Origin of the sequence: Massilia sp. BHUDP2 (genome assembly GCF_046236355.1) — a bacterium.
Lineage (GTDB): Bacteria > Pseudomonadota > Gammaproteobacteria > Burkholderiales > Burkholderiaceae_D > Telluria > Telluria varians.
Map to the genome: position 1 here is coordinate 240,191 of NZ_JBJUVW010000003.1, position 11,671 is coordinate 251,861.

Consider the following 11,671-nt stretch of genomic DNA (forward strand, 5'->3'; position numbering starts at 1 on the left):
CAACGATAACGAAAAAACAACCGTGGCAGATGCATTCCGGACTTGAACTGACCCTGCTCCTGCTGGGCTGCGCCGTGCTGGGCGTGGTCGCCTTCCGGATGCTGCACCTGCCGCCGATGCTCGGCTATCTGGCCGTCGGCGTATTGATCGGCCCCCATGCGCTGGCCCTTGCCGAAGACAGTCCCGCCACCCATGCGCTGGCCGAATTCGGCGTCGTCTTCCTGATGTTTTCCATCGGGCTCGAATTTTCGCTTGCCCAGCTCAAGTCGATGCGCCGTATCGTGTTCGGCTTGGGTCTGGCTCAAGTCGTATTGACAATCGTGGCCGCCATGGCTTTCGGTTTGTTCATTTCCTGGTGGGTACCCGCTCTGCAGGTCAGCTGGCAGGCCGCGTTCGCGCTGGGCGGAGCGCTCGCCATGTCTTCGACCGCGATCGTGGTCAAGATGCTCACCGAACGGCTCGAACTGGAAAGCGAGCACGGGCGCCGCATCATCGGCATCCTGCTGTTCCAGGACCTGGCGGTGGTGCCGCTCCTGATCATGATTCCCTCGCTGGCACGCCCGGCCGAGGAACTGGCCATCACGCTCGGCTGGGCGGCGCTCAAGGCGGCTTTCGTGCTGGCCCTGCTGTTGATCTTCGGCCAGAAGCTGATGCGCAACTGGTTCACCATCGTCGCCAAGCGCCGTTCGCAGGAGCTGTTCATGCTGAACCTGCTCCTGGTGACGCTGGGCCTGGCCTGGGTCACCGAGCAGGCCGGCCTGTCGCTGGCGCTGGGCGCTTTTGTGGCCGGCATGCTGATCTCCGAGACCCAGTACAAGCACCAGGTGGAAGAAGACATCAAGCCCTTCCGCGACGTGCTGCTCGGGCTGTTCTTCATCACGGTGGGCATGCTGCTCAACCTGCAGCTGGTGCTGCAGCACTGGTGGGTAGTGCTGGCGCTGGTGATCTTTCCGGTGCTGCTCAAGTTCGCCATCATCGCGGCGCTGGCCAAGGCCTTCGGTTCGAGCGACGGCGTGGCGATGCGCACCGGCCTGGCGCTGGCCCAGGCGGGCGAGTTCGGCTTCGTGCTGCTCAACCTGGCGATGGGCTCGAAGCTGGTCGACCCCTTCCTGATCCAGCTGGTGCTGGCCTCGATGGTGCTGTCGATGCTGCTCGCGCCCTTCATCATCGACAACATGGACCGCATCGTCATGAAGCTGGCGGCCAACGAATGGATGATGCAGTCGCTGCAGCTGACCCAGATCGCCAGCCGCACCATGAAGACCCAGAAGCACGTGATCATCGCCGGCTTCGGGCGCAGCGGCCAGAGCCTGGCGACCTTGCTGAGCGAAGAAAAGCTGCCCTGGTACGCCCTCGACCTGGACCCGGAGCGGGTGCAGGAAGCCCAACGCGCCGGCGCGAATGTCTCCTACGGCGACGCGGCGCGCCGCGAAAGCCTGATCGCGGCCGGCATCAACCGCGCCAGCGCGCTGGTGATCACCTTTGCCGACACCAGACTGGCGCTGAAGGTGCTGCACCTGGTGCACGAGCTGGCCCCGAACCTGGCGGTGATCGTGCGCAGCCACGACGACAGCGACCTCGACGTGCTCAAGCGCGCCGGCGCCACCGAGGTGGTGCCGGAAGCGCTCGAGAGCTCACTGATGCTGGCCTCGCACGCGCTGGTGACCATGGGCGTGCCGCTGCGCCGGGTGGTGCACCGGGTGCAGGTGGCGCGCGACGAACGCTACGCCTCGCTGCGCGGCTACTTCCACGGCGCGAGCGACGTCTCGGACGACCTGGAGCACAGCTACGTGCGCCTGCATTCGGTGACCCTGCACAGCGGCGCCGCGGCGATCGGGCTGCATCTGCGCGAGCTGGCGCTGGAGGAAGTGGGGGCGGAGGTGACGACACTCCGGCGCAATGGCCAGAGTCTGCACTTCGATCCGGAGACGACGCTGCTGGCGGGGGATGTGCTGGTGCTGCGGGGTGAAGGAGAAGCCGTCAGCCGTGCCGAAAGCCGCTTACTGTAGGGTGGGCGGGTCTCCCGCCCACGCGGTGATTGTTACCGACTCCGTTGTCGTGCTCGATGATCTCGCATTTAACTATCGCCGCGTGGGCGTTTGTAATTCCGGGCATTGCCCGAAATTACCCCGCCCACCCTACGAAAAACGTAATCGGTTACGACAACGACACCACGCGATTGCGCCCGTTGGCCTTCGCCTGATACAAGGCCGTATCCGCCTGCGCCACCAGATCCTGCGCCACGCCCTCGATCGCATGATCGCGCTCGAAATCATCCAGCGAAGCCACGCCGATCGACACCGTCACCGGCACCTCCTCGCCCGTGCTCAGGTGCACCGGGTTCAGGGCCACGCTGGCGCGAATGCGCTGCGCCACCATGCTGGCGCTTTCCAGGTCGGCGTCGATCAGCAGCACCACGAATTCCTCGCCGCCGAAGCGCGCCAGCGCGTCCGAGATGCGCAGTTCGGCCTTGATGCGGTTGGCCACTTCGCGCAGCACCTCGTCGCCGGCCTGGTGTCCCACACTGTCATTGACCTGCTTGAAGTAATCGATGTCGATGTACATGCAGGAGATGCGGTAGCCCTGGCGGCGCGCCCGCGCGATCTCTTCCACCAGGCGGCGGTCGATGTAGCGGCGGTTGTAGACGCCGGTGAGCGAATCGGTCAGCCCGATGAACTTCAGCATCTCGTTGCTGATGACGTTCTCGAGGCAGATCGCGACGATCGAGCCCATGTGCTCGATGAAATCGGTGCCGAGGGAGGCCGTGAAGCGGTTCGGGTCCGCGCTGCCCAGGTTCAGGCTGCCGATCAGGCGGGTATTGCGCAGCAGCGGCACCAGAGCCACGCTCTGCAGGTTCTTGGGTGGCTGCGGGAACATGGCGCCGTGGCGCGAAGGCGCATACGGCCCCAGCACGGGACGCGGGCGGCGCCCTTCCGCCACCCTGAATCCGAGTTCATCGGCATGCTCGCAGAACAGAAGGTTGGGCAGCTGTTCGTAGTCCACGCCCAGCTTGTGCATGACGGTGTAGATGTCGGCGTCCGGATCGACCAGCGACAGGGTCACGGTATCGAGTTCGGAGATGATCGGCAGCGTGCCGAAGATGGTCGACACCAGTTCCTGGAACGAGCTCGCCCCCACGATCTGCAGGTCGAAGGCCTGGTGACGGGTCATGATCGAGTGGTTGCGCTCGGCCTGCTCGAGCAGGTACGCCATGCGGGAACGCAGGGTCTCGTTCTCCAGCATCAGTTCTCGCGTCTGCGCATCCGGCTCGTGCATTGAAAATTCCTTTCAGCAATAACCGTAACATTACGCCATCTTTCTTGCCTTGGAAACGAAAAATCGCCCGGGTGGGCGATTTAACGACACTGCAACACCTATGCGGCCCGCATGCGGGCGGCCGCGCGGGTTCAGAACGCGATGGCGGTGTCGAGCTGCTGGCCGACGCGTAAGGACGCGCCCTCGCCTCTCGTGACGATGCAGTTCATGCCCATGCAGACCGCGCCTTCCATGCGCGGGTTGGCGCGGTAGCTTTGCAGGATGTCGAGTGGGTCGGGGCCGGGAATGCCGGTGGCCTGGTCGATCGCCGGGATCGGGCAGCGCGCGCAGGGTTTCACCGGGCGGATCGCGAGAGCGTCGGCCGTGAAGGATTCCACGTAGTCTTCCTCGAAGGCCTCGATGCCGTCGACCACCAGGTTCGGGCGGAAGCGGTTCATCAAGAGCGGCGCGCGGCCGTCGGCTTGCAACCTGGCGTTGAGGTCGTCGAGCGAGGCCTGGCCGATGACCAGGATCGGGTAGCCGTCGGCGAAGCGGGTTTCGGCGGGCACGCCGCCGGTCCACTTGGTGCTGGTGGGACGCTGCACGTCAGGGCGGAAGCGCACCAGGCGGCAAGGCCCCTGGATGGCATCGGCGAACCAGCCGGCAGCGGCATCGCCGCAGTCGGCGGCTTCCACGCTGTGGTCCCAGATCTGGACGGTCATCTTCGCTGCCGCGGGGTCATGCGCGAGCGGCAGGCGCAACGGCGGCATGCCGGGGGCAGTCACCTCGACGGCATCGCCATCGATACGCGGGGTGAGGAGCGCCATGCGCGGGTATTCGCGCTGGGTCAGGAACTGGCCCTCGCGGGTGACGAGCATCCACTCGCGGTCGTGCACGCCTTGCGCCACCAGGCCCGAGACGAGGAACTGCGCCTCCTCTACCGGGATGCCGGCGCAGGACTTGATCGGGTAGATGAGGAGTTCGGTAACGGTGGCCATGCTGTTCAAGAGCGTGCGGATGAAGGCCGACAGTATGGCAGCAATCCACGTCTCTGTCCTCAGCCCCCGGCAGCCTTGGCCTTTTCAGTGCGCTCCCGCTGCAGGCGCGCCTCCAAGCTCTTGGCGGCGCCGGCGGCCAGTTTGCGGCAGCCTTCTGGATCGATGAAGGGGTTCGTGTCCGCGGTCTTGCGCTTGGCCTTGTCGAACGCATCGCTGAAACCTGGATGGGCGGCGATCACGATGTCGCACTTCAGCTTGGCGACCTTGTCAATCGTCTGGCGAAAAGCTGCCGAGCGGTCTGGGTAGCCGGCGCCGCCGGTGTAGTAGAAGCCGTCGGTGGACACTGCGGTCAAACTGTCGGCATAAACCATGTCCAGGCACTTGCCCTGCTCGCAGGACTGCCAGCTCCAGGTAGTGCCGCCGGGCGTGTGGCCGGGGGTGTAGTGGACGGTGAAGCGCAGCGGGCCGACCGACAGGGTTTCGCCGTCCGCGACTTCCTTTACCTGCGCGACCTTGGGGATATGGAAGCGTTCCTTCGGATCGTACTGCGGGTCGTCGGTGCCGGGTGTGCCGTCGCGCAGCACCTGGGCGCCGTGCGGGCTGTGGGCGACCGTGGCGCCGCTGGCCTTCTGCAGCGCCGCGATGCCGCCGGCGTGGTCGAAGTGGGCGTGCGAGTTCAGGATCAGTTTGACGTCCTTCATCTTGAAGCCGAGGGACTCGATGTTCTGCTGGATTAGCGGGGCTGACTGGGGCAGTGCGCCGTCGAGCAGGACGTGGCCTTGCGGGCTGGTGACCAGGAGGGCGGACAGGCCGGCAGTGCCGACGTAGTACGTGTTGCCGTGGATGTTGAAGGGGGCAACCGCCTGGTTCCACTCGGCGCAGGAACTGCAGTTGATGGCGTCTTGCGCCAGTGCGGCGTTTGCGGCAAACAGAAGGGCGGTCGTGACCAGGCTGGTTTTCATGATTCTCTCGCTTATCGATGATGTTCGGGAGTGCCTTACTGATCCCCAGTTGAACATGAAAGTGGCAATCAGCGAACAATTTTGGGACGAAGCGCCGTCGATGTGGGATGAATCGGACCACGAAATAAAGAGTCGCGCTTGATGGAGAGGCACTTGAGTCGAATACTCGGTGACTCAAACCTTATCAGAACATCTGAATCGCCAAGATAAATCCCACGGCAAATCAGCTTGTGGTCCTCTTTGTTATTTGAGACCATGTTGCCGCTACGCATTCGAGTAATGCGAGAAAATCGCTTAACCAAGCCTGCCAGAGCAAATATGTCAACTGAAACCGAAGAGGAAGTCAACGCGCAAGCGCTGGCTCTGGAAAATGCAAAACTTCGCACAGAATTGGCGAGCTTGAGGCAACAGCTTGAGCAAACTAACAATTCGAACCGTCGATACAAAACATCCGCTGGAATGTTGTTCAAAGTTGTTCGCTTGTTCGGTTTTGGCATGTCGGTCAACTCCGCGCTCGAAGACATCGAAAAAAGCTACCGGGAGTCCGACGCACCGCGACTGCGGCGGGTTCCGTTTGAACAATGGACGAGGTTAATCGGTTCATTCATGAACCGGCAATTCTGGACCACTATCATCATTGGAATTAGCGCCGGGGTGCCGGCGGTGCTGACATATGGCCTGATGCATGCACAAAATGCGAAGATCGATAAGCAAATTTATTTGAGCCAGCAGAGTATGGCGTCACAATTTAGCGGCCAAGTGTCCAGCCTCCTCACAGCGATTTCGCAGCAAAGCGAAGAGACGTGTATCGACATGAAGGCGTTGGCAGCGAAAGCGAAAACGGTTGGCGACTTCGCGTTCGCTCATTGCTGGAGCCAGCTTACTATTTTTCCGAGTTCTGAAGAGACACGTTTTCAGTGGTTGGCGAAGAAAGCGGAACTGGCCGGTGATGAAGCATTACGGAAAACATACGCTGAGCGGGAGGAGTACGCGCGCAAGGCAGAGGAAAACAGGGGCCACAAGTTTCCCGAAACATTTTTCAGTTCTGGAGCAAACATTACCCCGTCTGCCGATGTGACAGGCCAGGCACACGCGATTACCAATGCCCTGACACCCTATCGACTGATTGTCGAACCTCTAATGGAAGACGACAACGACAGCTCGCCAATGCTCACCGCGCGGGCATACAGCCCTGAACGCGGCCTGATCTTGAAACAGTTCCTTCAAAATGCGATTGACGTTCGCGGCAATTTCCGCCATTCGCTGATTGATGGACTCGACATTGCGGAGGCGTATGCTGGTGGCCTGGACATAAGCGATTCACTGATCAGCTGCAGTTCTGTCCGGAAGACCAACCTGCAAATAGCCAAATTTAACCGGGCTGACGTGCGCGCTTCTCTATTTGCCGACTCCGATCTGCGCTTTACAGACTGGACCATGGCAACGCTGGAAGCGGTTGTATTCAAGAATACGGCAATGCCCTCTTCCGAACAATTCGCCGTACGACGCTTGAGTAATGTTACTTTCAGCAACGTCACAGTCGAGTCTGGGGAATGGGCAGTAGAAGTTGCGCGACTGACACCAACTTTCCGGGCTGATTCAGTCCAGATAAAGTGGAACGACGAGAGGAAAGTGTTTTTGATGAATAGCCGGGCAAAGATACTTCCTGATGCAAATCAGGCCACCCTGGCGCAGCGTTGTGCAAATTCGCAAATATGGAAAGCGCTCACCGAGAAGAAAAACTAAGAGCGGCCAACAGAACTTTCATAGCAGGGCGCGCCGTCGAGTACAGCCGGCTGGGTAACGCCCCAATCGGCCGCTACGACCTCGATCCATCCGTTGTGCTTGTCATCATTCGATTCACCGTTGACACCATCAATCCGCAAATAGATATCAGCTGCCATGTTGTTCTCCTCAGTTGTCCATTTGCGATTTTCAACCGCTGTGCAGTAACGATCTGTGTGCAGAATCAACTTACTCAAGCGTTGAGGAGAATGCCCTGCCCAACGAGCATGGATGAGAAAAGGCCCCGGCTCTGAAGAGACCCGGGGCTTTCGTTGTCATCGGAATCCGCTGAGTTCCGACGTCGTGCTTAGACGTTAAAGTGAAAGTTCAACGGAAAGGCCGCATCTCCACTGGGCCGAGCGCTTCCCCCTCTCAGTCTATAGTCACTTCCGTATACACAATTTAAGCTGATACCCCGGACGAAAGCCAGGCCGGACCTAGTGAGCGCCGGCGTAAGTACACCGTCTCAGCACTGGCTTACCTCGGCCTCTCGAGCAAATTGAGCACATCAGTTCCTAAAATTGAAGTCAACTTGCAAAGCACGAGCAACGACGGGTTGCCCACCGCTCGCTCGATCTGACTGACGTAAGTGCGATCTACATCGGCACTCAAAGCAAGCGCTTCCTGCGACAAGCTGCGCTCGTGCCGAAGGCTTTTCATATTGTGTGCCAAGTCCTGGCGCACTTGTTCGTAGTCTCGTCCCATCAACGCCGAGGATGAGCAACCCGAGACCTTTAATCCACGGAATATATTCTACAACAATGATTGCATTCACCGGCTGTTGAATATAATCTACAAGAGTTAACCGGAGGAACATCATGGGCTGGTATAAAGTTGGCAATAGGATCCTATCGGACGCGGAAATGCAGGGTAAGAGCGGCGAGTTGCTCGATGTGGCGGTGCCCTCCGTAGTAACCGGCATAAGCATTTGGATGCTAAGTCACTTGCTCTCAACGGTCCATTTTTTTGTCGTACACACTACGACCACAAAGCTGATCTACGTAGTGTCGGGCTTTGCCGTCTTCTTGCTGAGCTACGCATACCGCAAGGTCATCGTGGCGATGGGAGTCATTGCATTCTTCGGTTTCATAGTGATTCTTGTAGGAGCGGCGTTCTTAGAATGGGTGCTCAAGTAAAGGGCGAGCGCTATCAATCCTCATCCGCGTAATTTTCCCAAGGGCTCCTCTGTTGGCGAGTTCGCTCTAGGCATAGTTCGATTTGTAGACCAGTAAAAGTACTATTCGGAACAGCCCTCACCGCACATCCTTGGGGAGAAATTTTGTGCTCATCTTTCTCGATACGGAATACACGGATTTACTGAACTGCGACCTCATCAGCATTGGGATGGTGAGCGAAGACGGGCAGTATGAGCTGTACTTGGAACGGTCGGATTATGAACGGCAATGGTGCAACTCGTTCGTCCATGCGGCCGTACTTCCACAACTAGGAAACGCAGGCCCGGCCCTCGACCGAGATCAGCTGGCAGTCCAGCTAACGATGTGGTTTTTAACGCTACCACGCAGCATCGCCATTGCCTGTGACAGCTTTACGGATTGGGAATTACTTCTAGATGCGCTGGGTGACGTGCGTCCGCCTAACTTGATTGGTCGATATGATTTGCGCGGGCATGTCGACTCGTCCGTTTTCCATCGTGCTGTGGTTCGATATCACGAGCGCAATGGGCCATGGCACCATGCGTTGCACGACGCACGAGCACATCGGCACGGTTGGTTGGCATGGCACGACAGCAGAAGAGGCACATCTAAATGATCCCGCGAAGGGATGCACTTCGTCTCTACCGTCGCACATCATCAGCTAATAGTGCTTTTCGCAACACTCGTGGTACTCGACGGCCAGAGTGTGTCGGTAGCATAGCCACCAGTTGTCGCGCCGGTGTTCCCGAGTAGCTCACGTGAATTGGACGATCCTTCCCGTAAAAATACACCCGGTCGACCTCCGTGTTTTCAAATACCCAGTTCGCGACCTCCTCCATGTCTTCATCCTCGACGAGGAAATCGCAGGCTGCACCAAGCCGCTCACAAACCGGTTTGCCCGTTTTTTTTTGTTCGTGTCCAGCGTGCTGATCGAGCTCCGGCGCGATGTGCCCTTTGATTTGTTTCGCGAGCTCCTGCGAACAAAACCCGTAGGTGAGCTTGACCATCCCGTAATAGTCGATGACCGGGTCAAGCACATGCTTGGCGAGCTCGTACAACGCGGTATAGGTGTCGGGCTCCTTTGGACGGTTCGCAAGGCCAGTGCGGGCCTGGGTTTCACCGCACTCGATCAGGTCGCGATAGGTAAGATTCGCGCCGCACGGGTCATCGATATTGGGCTCCCCCGTGGCACGCCGCAGTGCAAAGCCGTCGATCTCCCACCGGGCGTCGGCCAGCGCATGATTAAACGCCGTTTCGGACGGACCGTATCCAGACAGATCGTGTAGACCAAGCTTGTCGAGCCCTTCCTCGAACGCGAGCTGCTCGGCAAAATGCAGGAACTCCTCGTTAATAAAGCGCGACTTGTGATACAGCAGTGTGGGTGGATAGTCCGCACCATAAGCGAACACGTCGAGGTCTTGATCACGCAGGTTCACTTTGACGCGTTGAAGCAAGCGCGGCAACGGATGTCCTTCAAAATCTTCAAATTTGAGTAGCGTGGACTTACCCGAACGGATGTGTATTTTGACTAGGTCGAATTCCGATATATCACCGCACAACATGGTTGCGCACGCGACGTAAACCCGCAAGACGGTCGGCAAGCGTTCGAGCAAACTGATGTGTAGCTGCAGGGAGTGCCCTTCTTCCAAATATCCGTAACCCTTCGCGGCAGCCTCGCGACATGCGGCGTCGATGCATGCAACATTGCCAATGTCGAACAGCACCGTCCGGGTGCTGGCTTGCCAGGTCGCGTGATCGCCAAAAAAGTAACGAACGTCAGCGCGTAAGCCTGGCTCGAGCTCTCGATAAACGGCACGCTTCTCGAACTGGCGCTGCGCGCCGAACACCACCAGGTCGGAAACACGTGCGGCACGTGCTGCACTGAGCTCGCCCACCGGGAACCGATCGACCGCGATACGTGTGGTCTTTGCCCAAGAGCCGACCGCCTGTTCGAGTCGCGCCCGCAAGACCTCATCGACCTCATGCTTCTCAGCAGGTCGGCCGAGCTCGAGGAAGCGAAGCCACAATTGCTCAAAATCGTCTTGGTTGACCATGAACAGCTGGCTTGTTCGGTCAAGCGCCGGACGCGAGTCACGAGACTCCCTTGACTCGCGCACTGTGCGGGGCGGCTTGGGAAGCCTCGTCTGAGACACATACGACCAGCCCTGTATGCTCGAGCGGCTTTGCTGTCCATAACGTGCCGCCAAAAACCGCTGTTCCAGCTCCTTATCGCGAAACACGAAGAACACCCCGGGCACTACCGCGATGGCGTTCTCGTCCAGAGTATGCTCAATGAAATCGCGCAGTTGCGCCTGCGAATAGTACTTTTGAAAGGTATTGCGCAAGGACAGGTAGCCGTCGCGGTACGGACGTCCATCTGCGGGACATTGGCTGGTTAGCATCGCAGCGACTGCAAGCACCCCTTTGGTAAGATCGTAGGCGCCGCGTAAGGCCGCCACGCGCTCATCGAGGTCCTCGATCACATTGATGACGAAGCCGAGGTTGACGGTATGGGCCGATCGCTTAGGCGCATCCTTCGCGTAATAAGGGTCCCAACCACTAGCCGTTACCCCATTGGCACATAGGTTGCGCACGTCATCGCCTTTGCCACAGCCGTAATCGAAAAAGCGCGTGTCCTTTCCAACGAGTCCATGACGCAGTAAGGCCTGGATGGGGGAAGAGAAATTCGAACGCGTCAGCGCAGTCAGGTGCCGGCGAACCCCGATGCCCTCCTCCCCATCCGACGCACAAGCTTCACCGTCGTCCGTCACCGAATTGGCAAGCGGACGAAATTGTCCCGCGACTAGCTCGTACCCCCGCTCGCGTATCAACGCATGCCATTGGGCTCGAAAACCGATGCGATTGGTTTCGGAAAATAGCCCCAGCGCTTCCGCTGCCTCGGTCATCGCGCGGTATTCGTGGAGGCGATGGTGCGAGGTGGGCAGCAGCAGCTCCTTACGGTGCAAGATAGGTGGATTGCGCGATTCCTCATAGGTGCGGTACACCACTGAGCCGCGACTAAGCGAAACACGCCAACTCCTTCCCAGTGAAGGAAATGGGTCGTCGAAAAAGTTGCGATAGTCGAGCAGAGAGAGCTCTTCACCGTGTTGGTGAAGCTTGATGACATTAAATTCGTGATCCGGTCGCACGCGTGCCAACTCGATTGCTTTCGCGGTCGCTTGGCGCCACGCTTCCGACAAATCAGGTAAGGCAGTCGTGTGCAGGTACAGATAGCCGCCAACGAATTTGCCGACTTCAGATGCGCTTAAGGCCTCTTTACTCATAAGGATGGCTCACTTGGGTTGCGCCACGCAGGCGGCTTCGCGGTCAACGGGCCCAGCTAACGCCACAGGCTCGCAATCGCACTCGGTATGCCCCGTTGAGTATATGACAGTGCTAACGCGACGCATATGCCGCGGCGCGTGGCCCAAAGGATTTTGCGGATAGGAGAGTGGCGGGCAAGTTGAAGCCGCCGAGCATGATGGGAGAGTGGCGGGCAAGTTGAAGCCGCCGAGCA

At 59.2% G+C, this 11,671-nt stretch carries 10 protein-coding genes; 4 read left to right on the top strand and 6 right to left on the bottom strand.

The annotated features are described in order from the left end of the window. Positions 1 to 29: 29 nt before the first annotated feature. Entirely contained in the window at positions 30 to 2,009 is a 1,980-nt protein-coding gene (locus tag ACK6C6_RS17860; RefSeq protein ID WP_409268549.1) for a cation:proton antiporter, read from the top strand. Between the two features lie 148 nt (positions 2,010 to 2,157). On the opposite strand, the gene ACK6C6_RS17865 is transcribed toward ACK6C6_RS17860, so the two are convergent. From ACK6C6_RS17865 to bla, 3 genes are all read right to left on the bottom strand, one after another. Further along, positions 2,158 to 3,276, bottom strand: a complete 1,119-nt coding sequence (locus tag ACK6C6_RS17865) for a DUF484 family protein (protein ID WP_409268551.1) — start codon at positions 3,274 to 3,276, stop codon at positions 2,158 to 2,160. A gap of 131 nt (positions 3,277 to 3,407) precedes the next feature. Beyond that, a complete protein-coding gene (locus tag ACK6C6_RS17870; RefSeq protein WP_409268553.1) occupies positions 3,408 to 4,253 on the bottom strand; it encodes an MOSC domain-containing protein in 846 nt (281 codons plus the stop codon). A 59-nt stretch (positions 4,254 to 4,312) separates the two neighbouring features. Further along, positions 4,313 to 5,215 (bottom strand): subclass B3 metallo-beta-lactamase, encoded by a 903-nt coding sequence (bla, locus tag ACK6C6_RS17875; protein WP_409268554.1) that lies wholly within the window; start codon positions 5,213 to 5,215, stop codon positions 4,313 to 4,315. 318 nt (positions 5,216 to 5,533) lie between these two features. Between bla and ACK6C6_RS17880 the strand changes: the two genes are divergently transcribed. After that, positions 5,534 to 6,961, top strand: coding sequence for a hypothetical protein (locus ACK6C6_RS17880; RefSeq protein ID WP_409268556.1), 1,428 nt, complete (start codon positions 5,534 to 5,536; stop codon positions 6,959 to 6,961). On the opposite strand, the gene ACK6C6_RS17885 is transcribed toward ACK6C6_RS17880, so the two are convergent. Together ACK6C6_RS17885 and ACK6C6_RS17890 are read right to left on the bottom strand one after the other, a co-directional pair. Further along, a complete protein-coding gene (locus ACK6C6_RS17885; protein ID WP_409268557.1) occupies positions 6,958 to 7,119 on the bottom strand; it encodes a type VI secretion system tube protein Hcp in 162 nt (53 codons plus the stop codon). The genes ACK6C6_RS17880 and ACK6C6_RS17885 overlap by 4 nt on opposite strands. Before the next feature lie 358 nt (positions 7,120 to 7,477). After that, on the bottom strand, positions 7,478 to 7,705 hold the full coding sequence (locus ACK6C6_RS17890; protein WP_409268558.1) for a helix-turn-helix domain-containing protein: 228 nt from the start codon (positions 7,703 to 7,705) through the stop codon (positions 7,478 to 7,480). A 113-nt stretch (positions 7,706 to 7,818) separates the two neighbouring features. Here ACK6C6_RS17890 and ACK6C6_RS17895 point away from each other — a divergent pair, with 113 nt between their 5' ends. Together ACK6C6_RS17895 and ACK6C6_RS17900 are read left to right on the top strand one after the other, a co-directional pair. Next, positions 7,819 to 8,136: a hypothetical protein gene (locus ACK6C6_RS17895; protein ID WP_409268560.1), complete on the top strand. Its 318-nt coding sequence runs from the start codon at positions 7,819 to 7,821 to the stop codon at positions 8,134 to 8,136. Between the two features lie 145 nt (positions 8,137 to 8,281). Continuing rightward, entirely contained in the window at positions 8,282 to 8,770 is a 489-nt protein-coding gene (locus tag ACK6C6_RS17900) for a hypothetical protein (RefSeq protein WP_409268561.1), read from the top strand. Positions 8,771 to 8,795: 25 nt separating this feature from the next. Here ACK6C6_RS17900 and ACK6C6_RS17905 read toward each other — a convergent pair whose 3' ends face one another. Next, complete coding sequence (locus ACK6C6_RS17905) at positions 8,796 to 11,438, bottom strand: DNA phosphorothioation-associated putative methyltransferase (protein ID WP_409268563.1); 2,643 nt, start codon at positions 11,436 to 11,438, stop codon at positions 8,796 to 8,798. Between the last annotated feature and the right edge of the window lie 233 nt (positions 11,439 to 11,671).